This window comes from Pseudomonas sp. B21-053 (genome assembly GCF_026016365.1).
GTDB classification, from domain to species: domain Bacteria; phylum Pseudomonadota; class Gammaproteobacteria; order Pseudomonadales; family Pseudomonadaceae; genus Aquipseudomonas; species Aquipseudomonas nunensis.
This window is the reverse complement of record NZ_CP087205.1, coordinates 1,310,355-1,328,489: the sequence shown is the minus strand read 5'-3', so window position 1 is coordinate 1,328,489 and position 18,135 is coordinate 1,310,355. Positions and strand designations below refer to the sequence as shown.

At 59.8% G+C, this 18,135-nt stretch carries 17 protein-coding genes; 8 read left to right on the top strand and 9 right to left on the bottom strand.

Going from position 1 to position 18,135, the window contains the following annotated elements; translation table 11 throughout:
- Positions 1 to 39: 39 nt before the first annotated feature.
- From ispC to rpsB, 7 genes are all read right to left on the bottom strand, one after another.
- The gene (gene ispC, locus LOY68_RS05995; protein WP_265043620.1) at positions 40 to 1,230 is read right to left on the bottom strand and encodes a 1-deoxy-D-xylulose-5-phosphate reductoisomerase; all 1,191 of its coding nucleotides are present in this window, start codon (positions 1,228 to 1,230) and stop codon (positions 40 to 42) included.
- The gene (locus tag LOY68_RS05990; RefSeq protein ID WP_163908728.1) at positions 1,227 to 2,033 is read right to left on the bottom strand and encodes a phosphatidate cytidylyltransferase; all 807 of its coding nucleotides are present in this window, start codon (positions 2,031 to 2,033) and stop codon (positions 1,227 to 1,229) included. The genes ispC and LOY68_RS05990 overlap by 4 nt, the downstream gene beginning before the upstream one ends.
- Positions 2,033 to 2,788, bottom strand: a complete 756-nt coding sequence (gene uppS, locus LOY68_RS05985; protein WP_054047192.1) for a polyprenyl diphosphate synthase — start codon at positions 2,786 to 2,788, stop codon at positions 2,033 to 2,035. The genes LOY68_RS05990 and uppS overlap by 1 nt, the downstream gene beginning before the upstream one ends.
- A 13-nt stretch (positions 2,789 to 2,801) precedes the next feature.
- On the bottom strand, positions 2,802 to 3,359 hold the full coding sequence (gene frr / locus LOY68_RS05980; protein WP_007949335.1) for a ribosome recycling factor: 558 nt from the start codon (positions 3,357 to 3,359) through the stop codon (positions 2,802 to 2,804).
- Positions 3,356 to 4,099, bottom strand: a complete 744-nt coding sequence (gene pyrH / locus LOY68_RS05975; protein WP_003172271.1) for a UMP kinase — start codon at positions 4,097 to 4,099, stop codon at positions 3,356 to 3,358. The genes frr and pyrH overlap by 4 nt, the downstream gene beginning before the upstream one ends.
- A 210-nt stretch (positions 4,100 to 4,309) precedes the next feature.
- Positions 4,310 to 5,173, bottom strand: coding sequence for a translation elongation factor Ts (tsf, locus tag LOY68_RS05970; protein WP_054047193.1), 864 nt, complete (start codon positions 5,171 to 5,173; stop codon positions 4,310 to 4,312).
- 192 nt (positions 5,174 to 5,365) lie between these two features.
- Positions 5,366 to 6,103 carry a 30S ribosomal protein S2 gene (gene rpsB, locus LOY68_RS05965; protein WP_003219330.1) on the bottom strand — a complete coding sequence of 246 codons (738 nt, stop codon included), beginning with the start codon at positions 6,101 to 6,103 and terminating at the stop codon, positions 5,366 to 5,368.
- 374 nt (positions 6,104 to 6,477) lie between these two features.
- Here rpsB and map point away from each other — a divergent pair, with 374 nt between their 5' ends.
- From map to dapC, 3 genes are all read left to right on the top strand, one after another.
- Positions 6,478 to 7,260, top strand: coding sequence for a type I methionyl aminopeptidase (gene map, locus LOY68_RS05960; RefSeq protein WP_054047195.1), 783 nt, complete (start codon positions 6,478 to 6,480; stop codon positions 7,258 to 7,260).
- Positions 7,261 to 7,304: 44 nt separating this feature from the next.
- Positions 7,305 to 10,007, top strand: coding sequence for a [protein-PII] uridylyltransferase (locus LOY68_RS05955; RefSeq protein WP_054047198.1), 2,703 nt, complete (start codon positions 7,305 to 7,307; stop codon positions 10,005 to 10,007).
- A gap of 208 nt (positions 10,008 to 10,215) precedes the next feature.
- Positions 10,216 to 11,415 (top strand): succinyldiaminopimelate transaminase, encoded by a 1,200-nt coding sequence (dapC, locus tag LOY68_RS05950; protein ID WP_163908727.1) that lies wholly within the window; start codon positions 10,216 to 10,218, stop codon positions 11,413 to 11,415.
- A 92-nt stretch (positions 11,416 to 11,507) separates the two neighbouring features.
- On the opposite strand, the gene LOY68_RS05945 is transcribed toward dapC, so the two are convergent.
- On the bottom strand, positions 11,508 to 13,139 hold the full coding sequence (locus tag LOY68_RS05945; protein ID WP_265043595.1) for a Na+/H+ antiporter: 1,632 nt from the start codon (positions 13,137 to 13,139) through the stop codon (positions 11,508 to 11,510).
- Positions 13,140 to 13,368: 229 nt separating this feature from the next.
- Between LOY68_RS05945 and LOY68_RS05940 the strand changes: the two genes are divergently transcribed.
- From LOY68_RS05940 to LOY68_RS05920, 5 genes are all read left to right on the top strand, one after another.
- Complete coding sequence (locus tag LOY68_RS05940) at positions 13,369 to 13,632, top strand: hypothetical protein (protein WP_265043593.1); 264 nt, start codon at positions 13,369 to 13,371, stop codon at positions 13,630 to 13,632.
- 320 nt (positions 13,633 to 13,952) lie between these two features.
- Positions 13,953 to 14,315: an ArsC family reductase gene (locus LOY68_RS05935; protein WP_265043591.1), complete on the top strand. Its 363-nt coding sequence runs from the start codon at positions 13,953 to 13,955 to the stop codon at positions 14,313 to 14,315.
- A 32-nt stretch (positions 14,316 to 14,347) separates the two neighbouring features.
- Complete coding sequence (gene dapD, locus LOY68_RS05930) at positions 14,348 to 15,382, top strand: 2,3,4,5-tetrahydropyridine-2,6-dicarboxylate N-succinyltransferase (protein ID WP_054047205.1); 1,035 nt, start codon at positions 14,348 to 14,350, stop codon at positions 15,380 to 15,382.
- Positions 15,383 to 15,570: 188 nt separating this feature from the next.
- Positions 15,571 to 16,776, top strand: coding sequence for an aminotransferase class V-fold PLP-dependent enzyme (locus LOY68_RS05925; RefSeq protein ID WP_265043589.1), 1,206 nt, complete (start codon positions 15,571 to 15,573; stop codon positions 16,774 to 16,776).
- Positions 16,773 to 17,180 (top strand): SufE family protein, encoded by a 408-nt coding sequence (locus LOY68_RS05920; RefSeq protein WP_163908722.1) that lies wholly within the window; start codon positions 16,773 to 16,775, stop codon positions 17,178 to 17,180. The genes LOY68_RS05925 and LOY68_RS05920 overlap by 4 nt, the downstream gene beginning before the upstream one ends.
- Positions 17,181 to 17,274: 94 nt before the next feature.
- On the opposite strand, the gene tcdA is transcribed toward LOY68_RS05920, so the two are convergent.
- The gene (gene tcdA / locus LOY68_RS05915) at positions 17,275 to 18,093 is read right to left on the bottom strand and encodes a tRNA cyclic N6-threonylcarbamoyladenosine(37) synthase TcdA (protein ID WP_123405731.1); all 819 of its coding nucleotides are present in this window, start codon (positions 18,091 to 18,093) and stop codon (positions 17,275 to 17,277) included.
- Positions 18,094 to 18,135 lie beyond the last annotated feature (42 nt).

Sequence of the window (18,135 nt, the reverse complement as noted above, 5' to 3'; positions counted from 1 at the left end):
TCCTATCCAGTGCTGCATTGGGCCAACGTAAAGCAGCACCTATTGCCCGTGACGACTCAACCACTGTTCTGCCAGCACACGCGCCTTGGCGTCTGCGGTGAACACCGCCTCGAGATCATTCACCGCAACCACAGGCTCAAGATTCAAGACTTCCTCGATGATACTCGCGATTTCCGGGTAACGAACCCGTCCGTCGAGAAACGCGGCGACTGCCACTTCATTTGCCGCATTCAGCATGGCCGGCGCACTGTTGCCTGCCTCTGCCGCTTGTCGAGCCAGGCGCAGACACGGGAAACGCTCCTCATCGGGCGCCTGGAAATCCAGACGTGCGATGGCAAACAGATCCAGCGGGGCGACGCCCGAGTCGATGCGCTCCGGCCAGGCCAGGGCGTTGGCAATCGGCGTGCGCATGTCCGGATTACCCAACTGCGCCAGCACCGAACCGTCGATATAGTCCACCAGCGAGTGGATGACACTCTGCGGGTGAATCACCACTTCGACCTGGGATGGCTTGGCATCGAACAACCAGCAGGCCTCGATCAGCTCGAGACCTTTATTCATCATGCTGGCCGAATCGACCGAAATCTTGCGCCCCATGGACCAGTTCGGGTGAGCACACGCCTGATCAGGGGTAACATGCGCCAATTCTGCCATCGGTGTCTGCCGGAAAGGGCCACCAGAGGCTGTCAGTAAAATCCGACGCACACCGACCGCACCCAGACCGCGAGCGAAATCGTTGGGCATGCACTGGAAAATCGCGTTGTGCTCGCTGTCGATCGGCAGCAGCACCGAACCGCTTTTGCGCACCGCTTGCATGAACAACGCGCCAGACATCACCAGCGCTTCTTTGTTGGCCAGCAGGATCTTCTTGCCGGCCTCGACCGCCGCCAGGGTCGGGCGCAAGCCCGCTGCACCGACGATGGCCGCCATGACCGCATCGACTTCAGGGTCGGCGGCGACCTGACACAGGCCCTCCTCCCCTACCAGCACGCGAGTCGAGAGGCCCGCAGCGCGCAGGTCGTCCTGCAGGACACGGGCAGCCGCAACCTCAGGCACGACCGCGAACCGCGGCGTATGCCGGACGCACAAAGCCAGCAACTCACTCAATCGAGTGAAGCCGCTCAGTGCATAAACCTGATAGCGCTCGGGATGACGGGCAATGACATCAAGGGTGCTCAGGCCAATCGAGCCCGTCGCCCCCAAAACGGTAATCTGCTGTGGGCGGCTCACGGTGCAGCCATCCACAACAGCACCGCGAAGACCGGGATCGCCGCCGTCAGGCTGTCGATGCGATCCAGCACGCCACCGTGACCGGGCAGCAGATTGCTGCTGTCCTTGATCCCGGACTGACGCTTGAACATGCTTTCGGTGAGGTCGCCCACCACCGAAATGAACACGATCAATGCGGCGCCAACCAGACCTTTAAGCAGTTCCGCCACCGTCCAGTCGCGGACCAGGCCGACCACCAGCGTGATCACCAGGCTCAACGCCAGGCCACCATAGACGCCTTCCCAGCTCTTGCCCGGACTGACTTGCGGCGCGAGCTTGCGCTTGCCGAACTTGCGACCGGAAAAGTAAGCACCGATGTCAGCACCCCAGACCAGCACCATGACAGCCATGATCAGCCAGTTGCCCAAGGGCTCCTGCTTGATCTGGACCAGACCTTGCCAGGCCGGCAACAGGATCAACAGACCGATCACCAGTTTGCAGGCGGCACTGGACCAGTGTTCGCTGGAGCGCGGATAGGTCAGCACCAGGTAGGTCGCGACGGCCCACCAGAGCACCGAGGCGCCCAGCACCCAAGGCGCGAGCCCGGGAAGGATGTGCATGACAAAGAGCATCAGTGCAACCACAGCCGCGTAGGCCACGCGAACCGGCTGGGCAGTGAAACCCGCCAGACGAGCCCATTCCCACGCACCCAAGGTCACGACCAGCCCGATGAATAGCGCAAAACCGGAGCCTTCGAGCAGGAAAAACCCGCACAAGGCGATCGGCAGCAGGATCAGCGCAGTGATAATTCGTTGTTTAAGCATTAAACCCGGGCTCCAGACTCGACCTGCTCGCTCGTTTTACCGAAGCGGCGCTGACGAGAAGCGAAATCGGCCAGCGCGGTGCGCATGGCGTCGTGTTTGAAGTCCGGCCAGAACAGGTCGGAGAAGTACAGCTCGGTGTAAGCCAGCTGCCAGAGCAGGAAATTGCTGATGCGGTGCTCACCGCCGGTACGAATGCACAAATCCGGCAACGGCAGGTCGCCGGTCACCAGACAGGTTTGCAGCAGTTCCGGGGTGATGTCTTCCGGGCGCAAATGCCCGGCCTGAACTTCCCGCGCCAGACGCTGCGCAGCTTGCGCGATATCCCACTGACCGCCGTAGTTGGCGGCGATCTGCAGGATAAAGCGATTGGCGCCGGCGGTAATCGCCTCGGCTTCGCGCATGGCTGCTTGAAGCTCAGGGTGAAAACGCGAACGGTCGCCAATGATGCGCAGACTGATGTTGTTGTCGTTCAGACGCTTGGCCTCGCGACGCAGCGCCTTGAAGAACAGGTCCATCAAGGCGCTGACCTCATCGGCCGGACGCTGCCAGTTCTCACTGGAGAAGGCGAACAGGGTCAGCACCTCGACCTTGGCCTCAGCGCACACTTCAATCACCGCACGAACTGCATCCACACCCGCTTTATGCCCGGCGACACCCGGCATAAAGCGTTTTTTCGCCCAGCGATTGTTACCATCCATGATGATCGCGACATGGCGCGGCACCGCGGACGGCGCAGTCTGCTTGGTCTTTTCCATGAAAACGCGACCCTTATACGGCCATCAGGTCCGCTTCTTTTTGCTTGGTCGCTGCGTCGATATCGGCCTCAGCCTTGTCGGTCAGCTTCTGGATATCAGCAGCGGCACGACGCTCTTCGTCTTCGCTGATTTCCTTGTCCTTGACCAGTTTCTTCAGGTCGCCAAGTGCATCACGGCGAATATTGCGCACGGCAACACGGGCATCTTCAGCTGCGCTACGCGCCTGCTTGGTGAAGCCCTTGCGGGTTTCTTCAGTCAGGGCAGGCATGGAGATCAGCAGCAACTCGCCCAGGTTGGTCGGGTTGAGGTTCAAACCGGCACTTTGGATCGCTTTGTCGACTGCCGCGAGCATATTGCGCTCAAACGCCACGACCTGAAGGGTCCGGGAGTCTTTTACGGTGATGTTGGCCACTTGAGTGATGGAGGTGTCTGTGCCGTAGTACGGCACCATCACGCTACCCAGAATGCTTGGGTGAGCCTTGCCGGTACGGATCTGACCAAATGCATGATTCAGAGAGTCCAGCGATTTCTGCATGCGCTCTTGAGCGTCTTTCTTGATTTCGTTGATCATTGTTGGCCTTCCTCGATCAGGGTCCCTTCAGCGCCGCCATGCACGATGTTCAGCAGGGCGCCGGGCTTGTTCATGTTAAATACGCGCAGCGGCATTTTGTGGTCGCGGCACAGGCAGATAGCTGTCAGATCCATCACGCCCAGCTTGCGATCCAGTACTTCATCGTAAGTCAGATGATCGAACTTCTCGGCATGCGGGTCTTTGAATGGGTCAGCGGTGTAGACGCCATCGACCTTGGTCGCCTTGAGCACGACATCGGCATCGATTTCGATTGCACGCAGGCAGGCTGCCGAATCCGTGGTGAAGAACGGATTGCCCGTACCGGCCGCGAAAATCACGACTTCCTTGGCGTTCAGGTGGCGCATGGCCTTGCGACGGTCGTAATGATCGGTCACGCCAACCATCGAAATGGCCGACATCACGATGGCCGAGATATTGGCACGTTCCAGCGCGTCGCGCATGGCCAGGGCGTTCATCACAGTGGCCAGCATGCCCATGTGGTCGCCGGTAACCCGATCCATGCCGGCCGCGCTCAGCGCTGCGCCACGGAACAGGTTGCCGCCGCCGATCACCAGACCGACCTGCACACCGATGCCGACCAATTGGCCCACTTCGAGCGCCATGCGATCCAGAACTTTCGGGTCGATCCCGAACTCTTCCGAGCCCATCAGGGCCTCGCCGCTAAGCTTGAGTAGAATGCGTTTATAGCGAGCCTGATAACCACTGCCCTGCTGAGCCATTGCGAATCTCTCCTGCGGCGTATTTTAAAAAATTCTTTGCGAGCTGTTTACAGCTGGCGTTCACTCTAGCTTGGCGCTGCTTCAGCGCCATCGGAACATGGCTTTGTAAGCCAGTTCCAAAGGGAAACCAATAAAAATTGGCAGCCCATCTGAAAAGAGGCTGCGCGCGTAAGCGGGCAGCCTCTTCAGGGCGACAGTTAAAAAACCGTCTTATTGCTTGGCGGCAGCCAGCTGGGCAGCAACTTCTTCAGCGAAGTTGTCGACCGGCTTCTCGATGCCATCGCCTACTTTGAAGTAGGTGAAGGAAACGATTTCAGCACCGGCTTTCTTGGCCAGTTCGCCAACCTTGATTTCAGGGTTCTTGACGAACGCCTGCTCAACCAGGCTCGCTTCAGCCAGGAACTTGCTGATACGGCCTTTGACCATGTTTTCAACGATGTTTTCTGGCTTGCCAGCGATCTTGTCAGCGTTGAGGGTCAGGAACACGCCTTTTTCGCGCTCGACCGCTTCAGCGGAAACTTCCGATGGCAGCAGGAATTCAGGGTTGGTCGCCGCTACGTGCATAGCGATGTCCTTGGCCAGCTCAACAGTGCCGCCCTTCAGGACAACTGCAACACCGATCTTGTTGCCGTGCAGGTAACCACCAACAACGTCACCTTCAACGCGTGCCAGACGACGGATGTTGACGTTTTCGCCAACCTTGCCGACCAGTACCAGGCGAGCAGCTTCTTGAGCTTCGATCAGTGGAGCAACATCAGTCAGCTTGTCAGCGAAAGCTTTTTCAACGCTGGAAGCAACGAATGCCTTGAAATCGTCCTGCAAAGCCAGGAAGTCGGTCTGCGAGTTCACTTCCAGCAGAACGGCGGATTTACCGTCTTCTTTCAGAGTGATCGCGCCTTCAGCAGCTACGTTGCCTGCTTTCTTGGCAGCCTTGATGGCGCCCGAAGCACGCATGTCGTCAATGGCTTTTTCGATGTCGCCGCCGGCCTTGGTCAAGGCCTTTTTGCAATCCATCATGCCTTCGCCAGTACGCTCACGCAGTTCTTTAACCAACGCTGCAGTAATCTCTGCCATTTCAAAAATCCTCTTGGATAGGTTATCAACCATTCCACCCGATCGAACGGGCGTTCAATTCTTCCCGAAATACCTTTGTAAGTCGCTGCACGTTACAGAAGCTGTAGCTGCGCTACCGACAAATGGTTTTCGAGGTGGCAAAAAGGGGGCCAAGCCCCCTTTTTGCTTACTGAGTTAACGCCAAGGCGTCAATTACTCAGCTGCTGCTACCGGAGCTTCTTCAACGAACTGCTCGGTGCCGCCAGCAACGTGGTTGCGACCGCGGATTACAGCGTCAGCCATCGAACCCATGTACAGCTGGATAGCGCGGATTGCGTCATCGTTGCCTGGGATGATGTAGTCAACGCCTTCCGGGCTGCTGTTGGTATCGACTACGCCGATAACCGGGATGCCCAGTTTGTTGGCTTCGGTGATCGCGATGCGCTCGTGATCAACGTCGATAACGAACAGTGCGTCTGGCAGACCGCCCATGTCCTTGATACCACCCAGGGAACGATCGAGCTTCTCAAGATCGCGAGTGCGCATCAGCGCTTCTTTCTTGGTCAGCTTGGCGAAAGTACCGTCTTCGGCTTGCACTTCAAGGTCACGCAGACGCTTGATGGAAGCACGGATGGTTTTGAAGTTGGTCAGCATGCCGCCCAACCAGCGGTGATCCACGTACGGCGAACCGCAACGTGCTGCTTCTTCAGCAACGATCTTGCCAGCGGAACGCTTGGTGCCGACGAACAGAATCTTGTTTTTGCCCTGGGCCAGGCGCTCTACGAAAGTCAGAGCTTCGTTGAACATTGGCAGGGTTTTTTCAAGGTTGATGATGTGAATCTTGTTACGCGCGCCGAAAATGTATTTACCCATTTTCGGGTTCCAGTAACGGGTTTGGTGACCGAAGTGCACACCGGCCTTCAGCATATCGCGCATGTTGACTTGGGACATGATAGTTCCTTAATAAGTCGGGTTTGGCCTCCACGTATCCCAATGACCAACCAGCAGCAATCAGCTGAAGGCACCCAGGTCATCGTGTCGACACGTGTGTGGATTTAAGCCTTTCGGGGTATCCCCGGAAAGCGGCGCATTTTATATCACAAGGCAGGAAAAAACGGAACCCGGATTCTGAATTCCTGGCGCGCGCCTTTATCCACGCCCTTGGAATCGCCCAAGAATGCGCCTATCTATAGAGAGAAGCGACGCACAGAGGCTCAGATTTGCGCTGATCGTCTGTTAGAATCGCGTTTTTCAGGGCTGCGAAGATTGACCGCGCAACGCCCATTCCGAATTAGTAAGCGCCGTTGAGCGCAGAGAGAGCCTGTATGACCGTCACCCTCAAGACCCCCGAGGACATCGCAAAAATGCGGATCGCCGGCAAACTGGCCGCCGATGTGCTGGAAATGATTGCCGAACATGTCAAACCGGGCGTCACCACCGAAGAACTGGACCGCATCTGCCACGACTACATCGTCAACGAGCAGCAAGCCATCCCTGCCCCGCTCAACTACAAGGGCTTCCCGAAATCGATCTGCACCTCGATCAACCATGTGGTCTGCCACGGCATCCCGAATGAGAAGCCGTTGAAGAATGGCGACACCGTGAACATCGACGTGACTGTGATCAAGGACGGCTACCACGGCGACACCAGCCGCATGTTCCACGTCGGCACCGTGCCGGTCTGGGCCGAGCGCTTGTCGCAAGTCACCCAGGAATGCATGTACAAGGCCATCGAAATCGTCAAACCCGGCTGCCGCCTGGGCGACATCGGTGAAGTGATCCAGAAGCACGCGGAAAAGAACGGCTTCTCGGTGGTTCGCGAATTCTGCGGCCACGGCATCGGCAAGGTGTTCCACGAAGAGCCACAGATCCTGCACTACGGCCGCGCCGGCACCGGCATGGAACTGAAAGCCGGCATGACCTTCACCATCGAGCCGATGATCAACCAGGGCAAGGCCGACACCAAGGTGTTGGGCGACGGCTGGACCGCGATCACCAAGGACCGCAAGCTCTCGGCGCAGTGGGAACACACCCTGCTGGTCACCGAAACCGGCTACGAGATCTTCACCCTGCGCGCCGATGACACCATCCCCCGCGTTTCGGCCTGATCGACCCGCACAGTTCACAGCCTTATAGAAAGGAAAGCCAATCGATGCCGCAGGTGGATCCCGAACTCTTCGACCGTGGCCAGTTCCAGGCGGAACTGGCCCTGAAGGCCAGCCCGATTGCGGCCTTCAAGAAGGCGATTCGCCAGGCCCGCGAGGTACTCGACGGGCGTTTTCGCAGCGGGCGGGACATTCGCCGGTTGATCGAGGATCGAGCCTGGTTCGTCGATAACATCCTGCAAAAGGCCTGGGAGCAGTTCAACTGGAGCGAAGACGCCGACATCGCGCTGGTTGCGGTCGGCGGCTACGGTCGCGGCGAGCTGCACCCGTATTCCGACATTGATCTGCTGATCCTGCTGGACAGTGCCGACCACGAAGTTTTCCGCGATTCCATCGAGCGTTTTCTGACGCTGCTGTGGGACATCGGCCTGGAAGTCGGTCAGAGCGTGCGTTCGGTGGACGAATGCGCCGTCGAGGCACGCGCCGACCTGACTGTCGTCACCAACCTGATGGAGAGCCGCACCATCTGCGGCCCCGAGCGCCTGCGCCAGCGCATGCTCGACGTCACCAGCACCGCGCACATGTGGCCGAGCAAGGAATTTTTCCTGGCCAAGCGCGCCGAGCAAAAGGCCCGGCACCACAAGTACAACGACACCGAATACAACCTGGAACCCAACGTCAAAGGCTCGCCCGGCGGCCTGCGGGATATCCAGACGATTCTGTGGGTCGCCCGTCGCGAGTACGGCACCCTGAACCTGCGGGCCCTGGCTGGCGAAGGCTTTCTGGTAGAGAGCGAAAACGCCCTGCTGGCCTCGTCCCAGGAATTCCTGTGGAAGGTCCGTTACGCCCTGCACATGCTCGCTGGCCGCTCCGAAGACCGCTTGCTGTTCGACCACCAGCGTTCCATCGCCGGGCTGCTGGGGTTTGAAGGTGATGACGCCAAGCAAGCCATCGAAAACTTCATGCAGCAGTATTACCGCGTGGTCATGAGCATCGCCCAGCTCAGCGACCTGATCATCCAGCACTTCGAGGAAGTCATCCTCGCGCCGGAAGACGAAGCGCCGCCGCAGCCGATCAACTCGCGATTCCAGCTGCACGATGGCTACATCGAAGCCCGCAATAACAATGTGTTCCGTCGTACGCCGTTCGCCATGCTGGAAATCTTCGTGCTGATGGCCCAGCAGCCGGAAATCAAAGGCGTGCGGGCCGATACCATTCGTCTGCTGCGGGAAAACCGTCACCTGATCGACGACGACTTCCGTAACGACATCCGCAACACCAGCCTGTTTATCGAGCTGTTCAAGTGCAAGATCGGCATCCATCGCAACCTGCGACGGATGAACCGTTACGGCATCCTCGGGCGTTACCTGCCGGAGTTCGGCTTTATCGTCGGGCAGATGCAGCACGACCTGTTCCACATCTATACGGTCGACGCTCATACCCTGAACCTGATCAAGCATCTGCGTAAGTTGCAGTACACCCAGGTGTCGGAAAAATTCCCGCTGGCCAGCAAGCTCATGGCCAAGCTGCCCAAGCCGGAACTGATTTATCTGGCCGGTCTGTACCACGACATCGGCAAGGGCCGGCATGGCGATCACTCGGACATCGGCGCGGTCGATGCCGAAGCCTTTTGCCAACGCCATCAATTGCCGGTGTGGGACAGTCGCCTGATCGTCTGGCTGGTGCAGAATCACCTCGTGATGTCGACCACCGCCCAGCGCAAGGACTTGTCCGACCCGCAGGTGATCCACGATTTCGCGCAGATCGTCGGCGATGAAACCCATCTCGATTACCTGTACGTGCTGACCGTCGCCGACATCAACGCCACCAACCCGACGCTGTGGAATTCCTGGCGTGCCAGCCTGTTGCGCCAGCTCTACACCGAAACCAAGCGCGCCTTGCGTCGCGGCCTGGAAAATCCGGTGGACCGCGAAGAGCAGATCCGCCAGACCCAGAGCGCGGCCCTGGACATCCTGGTGCGCGGCGGCACCGACCCGGACGATGTCGAGCAGTTGTGGGCGCAACTGGGCGATGACTATTTCCTGCGCCACACCGCTGGCGACGTGGCCTGGCACAGTGATGCAATCCTGCAGCAGCCGGCCGATGGCGGTCCGCTGGTGCTGATCAAGGAAACCACCCAGCGCGAGTTCGAGGGTGGCACGCAGATCTTCATCTATGCGCCCGACCAGCACGACTTCTTCGCCGTGACCGTGGCCGCGATGGACCAGCTCAACCTGAACATTCACGACGCGCGGGTTATCACCTCCAGCAGCCAGTTCACCCTCGACACCTATATCGTGCTCGACACCGATGGCGACTCGATCGGCGATAACCCGACGCGGGTCAAGCAGATCCGTGAAGGCCTGACCGAAGCCCTGCGCAACCCGGACGATTACCCGACGATCATCCAGCGTCGGGTACCGCGCCAGCTCAAGCACTTTGCGTTTGCGCCACAAGTGACGATCCACAACGACGCCCAACGTCCGGTGACCGTACTGGAACTCAGCGCCCCGGATCGCCCGGGCCTGCTGGCGCGCATTGGTGGCATCTTCCTCGAGTTCGATCTGTCGCTGCAGAACGCCAAGATTGCGACCCTGGGCGAGCGCGTGGAAGACGTGTTCTTCATCACCGACGCGAACAACCAGCCGCTGTCCGACCCGTTGCTGTGCAGCCGTTTGCAGGATGCAATCGTTGAGCAACTGAGCGTCAGCCAGGAACCCGATATCAAGCTTTCGCGCATTAGCATCTGATTTGAATTAACAAACTTCCCCTGTGGGAATGGGCAACCCCAAAAATGTTCAGTCAAGCAAATCCCATGTGGGAGCGAGCTTGCTCGCGATAGCGGTGGATCAGCACACATTGATGTTGAATGCGCCGCCCTCATCGCGAGCAAGCTCGCTCCCACAGGTTTTGTGTCCTGACTGAGATTGGAGCCCCCCACATTAAACGAGGCCCCCGATGAACAACGCTCTGAACCAGTTGCAGCCCTACCCGTTCGAGAAGCTCCGCGCCCTGCTCGGCAGCGTCACGCCCAACCCGGACAAGCGCCCTATCGCGCTGTCGATCGGGGAGCCGAAGCACCGTTCGCCAAGCTTTGTCGCTGAAGCCCTGGCCAGCAATCTGGATCAGATGGCCGTGTACCCGACCACCCTCGGCATCCCGGCCCTGCGCGAAGCCATCGCCGCCTGGTGTGAACGTCGCTTTAACGTGCCGAACGGCTGGCTCGACCCGGCGCGCAATGTGCTGCCGGTCAACGGTACCCGTGAGGCGCTGTTTGCCTTCACCCAAACCGTGGTCAACCGTGGCGACGACGCGCTGGTGGTCAGCCCGAACCCGTTCTATCAAATCTACGAAGGCGCAGCATTCCTCGCCGGGGCCAAGCCGCATTACCTGCCGTGCCTGGACGAAAACGGTTTCAACCCGGATTTCGATGCGGTTTCGCCCGACATCTGGAAACGTTGCCAGATCCTGTTCCTGTGCTCACCAGGCAATCCGACCGGCGCACTGATCCCGGTCGACACCTTGAAGAAGCTGATCGCCCTGGCCGACCAATACGACTTCGTGATCGCCGCCGACGAGTGCTACAGCGAACTGTACTTCGACGAACAAACCCCGCCGCCGGGCCTGCTCAGCGCTTGCGTGGAACTGGGCCGCAAGGACTTCAAGCGCTGCGTGGTGTTCCACAGCCTGTCCAAGCGCTCCAACCTGCCGGGCCTGCGTTCAGGTTTTGTCGCCGGTGACGCCGACATTCTCAAAGGCTTCCTGCTGTACCGCACCTATCACGGCTGCGCGATGCCGGTGCAAACCCAACTGGCCAGTGTCGCCGCGTGGAACGACGAAGTGCACGTGCGCGCCAACCGTGCGCTGTATCGCGAAAAGTACGATGCGGTATTGGAAATCCTCAGCCCGGTGCTGGATGTGCAGCGCCCGGATGGCGGTTTCTACCTGTGGCCGAACGTTGAAGGTGATGATGAGGCGTTCTGCCGGGATTTGTTCGTTGAAGAACACGTGACGGTGGTACCAGGGTCGTACCTGTCCCGCGACGTGGACGGCACCAATCCTGGCGCTGGCCGGGTGCGTATGGCGCTGGTTGCGCCGTTGGCCGAGTGTGTTGAAGCCGCCGAGCGGATTCGCGCCTTCATCCAGCGCCGTAAATAACTCCCCCCTTGTAGGAGCGAGGCTTGCCCGCGAAGGCGGTGTGTCAGGTAAGACGCCTTCGCGGGCAAGCCTCGCTCCTACGGGGGGCGGTGTTATTTCACTTGGCCGAGGTTTGCTTCGCTCAGGTCCAGTTCCCCCAGCACTTCGCGCAACACGTCATCACCGATCTGGTGGTGACGGCTGAGGCTGTATAACTCCAGGCGCTGCGCCCGCAGCGCCTTCAAGCGCAATCGCCGCTCCAGCAGATCCATCTGAAACGCCAGGGCCTGGGCTTCGGCCGAGTCGTTGAACACCTCCAGTTGATGCCGATATTCGGACATGATCCGCGCCTTGAGTTCAGCCGCCAGCGCCGCTTCCGCCGCATCCGCAGGCTTGGCTTCTTCGACTTCCAGCGCATGAATCGCCGCTTCAGCGGTTTTGCGCCAAGCCTCACGCACTTCGTTGCGACGCTTGTCGTCGGGGCTTTTCTCGATGCCGCGCAATAACAGCGGCAAAGCAATGCACGCCGCAATCAGCGACAGCAGAATCACCCCGGCAGCGATGAAAATCAGCAGGTCGCGCTCGGGAAACGCATCGGCCCCCATTAATAGCGGCACCGACAGCACGCCCGCCAGGGTCACCGCACCGCGTACGCCCCCGACGGTCAGCAACCAGCAAGATCGCGCCGTGGGCACCAGCGTCAACTCACCCTTGCCACGCCAGCGGCGCAACAGTCCCGAGAAGCGCCACGTGCTCTGCACCCAGATAAATCGCAGCACCAGCAACACCAGGAAAATCGCCACCACGTCCAGGCAACGGTAAAGCAGGGTCGGCCACAACGAGGCTTCGTGACTGGCCACGGCCTTCATGATGTCCGGCAGTTGCAAGCCCAGCAGCAGGAAGATCAGGCCGTTGAAGGCGAATTCCAGCAACGACCAGACACTGCGATTGAGCAATCGGGTGCTGGTTTGGCGTGGCAGCAGGTCGAGCCAGCTCTGCATCATCCCCGCTGCGACCGCAGAAAGAATGCCGGAAGCGCCGAGGCGTTCAGCCAGCACATACGCGGCGAACGGCAGCAGCAACATGAACACCACGTGAGTCGCCGGGTCATCCCAGCCCCGGGCGATCATCCACGAACGCAAGCGGCCGACCAGCCAACTGAGTGCCACACCGATGGCCAGGCCACCGACCGCCACCAGCACGAAGGTCAGGCTGGCGTTGGCCAGGGAGAACACGCCCGTCACCGCGGCGACCAAGGCAAACTTGAAGGTCACCAGGCCCGACGCGTCGTTCATCAACGCCTCGCCCTGCAGCATGTGCATCAACGGTGTCGGCAAACGGTTCTGGGAAATCGCCGAGACCGCCACGGCATCCGTCGGCGACAACACCGCCGCCAGCGCAAACGCCACCGGCAGTGGAATACTGGGGATCAACCAGTGAATGAAATACCCGGCGCCTACCACCGTGAACAGCACCAAACCGACGGCCAGGGTCAGGATCGGCCCGCGCAGGCGCCACAGTTCGCGCTTGGGCATGCGCCAGCCGTCGGAAAACAGTAGCGGCGGCAGAAACAGGAAGAGGAACAACTCGGGATCCAGCGCTACATGCAGCCCCAACGTGGGCCAGGCAAGTAAAGCTCCCGCGCCGATCTGCACCAATGGCAGGGGCAGCGGGATCACGCGTCCGATCAGGCGTGAAACGCCGACCAGCATCAACAGGATCAGGACGGTGTAGGCGGTTTGCATAAAGCGTTATTCCCAGACAATCGACAGCATTGAAGCGCCATATTAGCCGCTTGGACTGCTGGCTGGCCGTTGCACCAATGTCGATACCAAAACGCGTCCCCGGATTCAGCAACGCTCCTGAATCGCAAATCAAAAAACAGCCCCCGAGTGAGCCCGAAAACTGCGCCGTCAATCCGCCCCTGCAGCCGGTCAGACCAGGAATGTATCAATTCCTAGGAAACTCTCGGAAATGCCTTACATTTATTCAACGAACGGCGCCCTACAGTTCGGGAGTTTTTATCCCACTGAAGGTACGACGATGTTTGCTTGGCTAAAAATGCTGTTTGGTGAACACAGTGACGAGAGATTTCGCGAGGGATTCCAGGCAAGCAAAATAGCACTGGCCCCGGGAATCGACCTTTCAAGGTCAGGCGCAGACTACAACGATCCGGTCGTACAGGAAGACTGGGCCAACTGGATCGAATACGAACGCTCGAAAATAAACGCCTGGTAATCCGTTCTTCCCGTTGACTCCCGCCAAACGTACCTGGAAAGCCGTCCGAGCAGTTTGCCATGGGCACCTCACGCAACGCTTTGCGGTTCTTGACGAGAGAGGCAGGCCTTCGCCCAGCGAAATAACTTAGAACAATCCACTGCCGATTTTTGCGCAGGCTGCATTTGCTGGCAGCTTGAAGTGACGACACCAGGCTCGGGACGCCAAATAACGGTGTTCTCTGCGAGCCGACTCGCGCCCACAGGTTTTGCGTGGAAACCGCCCGGTCATGGCATAATCCGTCACCATTTTTTTCCAGCACCTGCAAAGGGGGCAATTCCTTGACCAATTCAAGTAAAACGTTGCACCTTTTCGGCATCAAAGCCTGCGACACCATGAAAAAGGCGCGCACCTGGCTCGATGAACACGCTGTCAGCTATGACTTTCATGATTACAAAACGGCCGGTATCGACCGTGAACACCTCAACCAATGGTGCGATGAGCACGGCTGGCAAGTGGTGTTGAACCGCGCAGGCACGACCTTTCGCAAACTCGACGACGAACGCAAAGCCGATCTCGACCAAGCGAAAGCCATCGAACTGATGCTCGCACAACCCTCGATGATCAAGCGCCCGGTGCTTGATCTCGGTGACCGAACCCTGATTGGCTTCAAGCCAGATATCTACGCGGCCGCACTCAAGTAAGGCAGCCCGTTCTTTTTGTTAGAGGTATCAACATGTCCAATTCCCTGTTCAGCCTGGCCTTTGGTGTCGGCACTCAAAACCGTCAAGGCGCATGGCTGGAAGTGTTTTACGCACAGCCGCTGCTCAATCCGTCGGCCGAGCTGGTCGCTGCGATTGCTCCGGTCCTGGGCTACACCGAAGGCAACCAGGCCATCACCTTCACCACCGCCCAGGCTTCGCAACTGGCTGAAGCGCTGAAGAACGTCGATGCCGGTCAAGCCGCGCTGCTGACCCGTCTGGCCGAAAGCCACAAGCCGCTGGTCGCGACCATCCTGGCTGAAGACGTGCAACTGACGTCCACGCCTGAGGCTTACCTCAAGCTGCACCTGCTGTCCCACCGTCTGGTCAAGCCTCACGGCCTGAACCTGGCCGGCGTGTTCCCGCTGCTGCCGAACGTTGCCTGGACCAGCCAGGGCGCCATCGACCTCGCCGAACTGGCCGAGCATCAACTGGAAGCCCGCCTGCGTGGCGAGCTGCTGGAAGTGTTCTCGGTGGACAAGTTCCCGAAAATGACCGACTACGTGGTTCCGGCCGGCGTGCGTATTGCTGACGCCGCGCGGATTCGCCTGGGCGCCTACGTGGGCGAAGGCACCACCGTGATGCACGAAGGTTTCGTCAACTTCAACGCCGGCACCGAGGGCCCGGGCATGATCGAAGGTCGCGTATCCGCTGGCGTATTCGTCGGCAAGGGTTCGGACCTGGGCGGCGGTTGCTCGACCATGGGCACCCTGTCGGGCGGCGGCAACATCGTGATCAAGGTTGGCGAAGGCTGCCTGATCGGCGCGAACGCCGGTATCGGTATCCCGTTGGGCGACCGCAACACCGTTGAATCGGGCCTGTACGTGACCGCCGGCACCAAAGTCGCGCTGCTGGACGAAAACAACAAACTGGTCAAAGTCGTGAAGGCCCGTGAACTGGCTGGCCAACCTGACCTGTTGTTCCGTCGCAATTCGGAGACCGGTGCGGTGGAATGCAAAACCCACAAATCGGCCATCGAACTGAACGAAGCGCTGCACGCTCACAACTAAGCAGAACGCGAAACGATCACCTGTGCCTTGCCCTCGATCTTGATTTTGTAGGAGCGAGGCTTGCCCGCGAAGGCGTCTTCACTGACGCCCAAAAGCTTCGCGGGCAAGCCTCGCTCCTACAAGGGCAAGGGCGAGGAACATCAAGGTCAGGCGCTCCCCCCCGCCCATGTTCAACAGGGCCCGAAAGCATGATGATTCCTTCTCCCTGGCGCGCCGATTTTCCGGCCATCGCCGCCTTGCAACGGCAAGACCAGACCTATCTGGACAACGCCGCCACCACGCAAAAACCTCAAGCCCTGCTGGACGCCCTGGCGCATTACTACGCCAATGGCGCGGCCAACGTGCATCGGGCGCAACACTTGCCCGGCGCCCACGCCACCCAGGCGTTCGAGGACAGCCGCAGCAAAATCGGCCAATGGCTGAATGCCGGCGATTGCGGGCAGATCATCTTTACCCACGGCGCGACCTCCGCGCTGAACCTCCTGGCCTATGGCTTGGAACACTTATTCAATCCGGGCGATGAGATTGTCATCAGCGCCTTGGAGCATCACGCCAACTTGTTGCCCTGGCAGCAACTGGCCCTGCGCCGCGACTTGAAGCTGATCGTTTTGCCGCTGGACGCCGATGGTCTGATTGACCTCGCTACCGCTGCGCAGTTGATCGGCCCGCGAACCCGGTTGCTGGCGGTCAGTCAGCTCTCCAACGTGCTCGGCGCCTGGCAGCCGTTGCCCGAATTGCTGGCGATGGCCCAAGCGCACGAAGCGTTGACCGTGGTCGATGGTGCTCAAGGCATCGTTCATGGCCGGCATGACGTGCAGGCGCTGGGTTGCGACTTTTATGTGTTTTCCAGCCACAAGCTCTACGGCCCTGACGGTTTGGGCGTGCTGTTCGGTCGCAATGAAGCGCTCAAGCAGCTGCGTCATTGGCAATTCGGTGGCGAAATGGTGCTGGACGCCAATTTCCACGACGCCCGCTTCCGCCCGGCGCCGCTGGGTTTCGAAGCCGGAACGCCGCCGATTGCCAGCGTGATTGGCCTCGGCGCGACCCTGGATTACCTGAGCGGACTGGATCAGGACGCAGTGAACGCCCACGAAGCGGCGCTGCATGACTATTTGCTCAAGGGTCTTGAGGCTCGCAATGGCATTCGATTGCTGGGCAAACCGCAACTCGCGCTGGCCAGTTTTGTCGTCGAGGGTGTGCATAACTCCGATCTGGCTCATTTGCTGACCGAACAGGGGATCGCCGTGCGCGCCGGTCATCACTGCGCCATGCCGCTGCTCAAGAGCTTCGAACTCGCTGGAGCGATTCGGGTGTCGTTGGCGCTGTATAACGACTCCGAGGATCTGGAGCGGTTCTTTGAAGCGCTGGATCAGGCGCTGGAGTTGCTGCGATGAGTTTGCCGGCCGATGCGGTTTTAGCGCTGGAAACATTTGAACAAGCCGGAAGCTGGGAACAGCGGGCACGATTGCTGATGCAATGGGGCGATCGCCTGCCGGCGTTGAGCGATGTGGATAAGGTTGACGCCAACCGCGTGCATGGCTGTGAAAGCCAGGTTTGGCTGGTAGGAACATTGCAGGATGGGCATTGGCAGTTCGCCGCGAGCAGCGATGCGCGGTTGATTCGCGGGTTGGTGGCGTTGCTGCTGGCGCGGGTTAACGGGTTGTCGGCGGTAGAGTTGCGGCAGGTGGATTTGCCGGATTGGTTCAATCAGCTTGGATTGAGCCGGCAGTTGTCGCCGTCGCGCAGTAATGGCCTGAATGCCGTGTTACAGCGGATGCGGAGCCTTAGCGACGTGTAGCTGCCGAAGGCTGCGATCTTTTGATCTTTAGCGGGAGCACCCACGCCGAAGATCAAAAGATCGCAGCCTTCGGCAGCTCCTACAGGGGCTCGGCTTAAGCTTCTGGCTTGACTCGATCCGCCGGGCGCCGCACACCCGCCACAATCTTATCCACAGCCTTGGTCGCCGCGACCATGCCGAACGTCGCCGTTACCATCATCACCGCGCCAAACCCGCCGGCGCAGTCGAGCTTCACGCCATCGCCGACAAAACTCTTCTGCAAACAAATGCTGCCATCCGGTTTCGGGTAGCGCAGCTGTTCGGTGGAGAACACGCACGGCACGCTGTAATGGCGAGTCACGGTGCGGGAGAAGTTGTAGTCGCGGCGTAGCGTCGAGCGCACTTTCGAGGCCAGCGGATCGTTGAAGGTCCGGTTCAGGTCGCAAACCTGGATTAGCGTCGGGTCGATTTGCCCGCCCGCGCCACCGGTGGTGATGATCTGGATCTTGCGGCGTTTGCACCAGGCGATCAGCGCAGCCTTGGCATTCACGCTGTCGATGCAGTCGATCACACAGTCGATGTTCGGCGTGATGTACTCGGCCATGGTTTCACGGGTCACGAAATCCGCCACCGCGTGCACCGTGCAGTCCGGGTTGATCCCGCGCAGGCGCTCGGCCATCACCTCGACCTTGGGCTTGCCGACGGTGCTGTCCAGCGCGTGCAACTGACGGTTGGCGTTGCTGACGCAGACGTCATCGAGGTCGAACAGCGAAATCTCGCCCACGCCACACCGGGCCACGGCTTCCGCCGCCCAGGAACCGACGCCGCCAACGCCGACAATCGCCACGTGGGCCGCGCGCAAGCGCTCCAGGCCTTCAATGCCATACAACCGAGCGATGCCGGCAAACCGCGGATCTTCTGTACTCATGACCATTACCCCAAAAACCGGCGCGCATTATAGGGCCACAACGCGAGA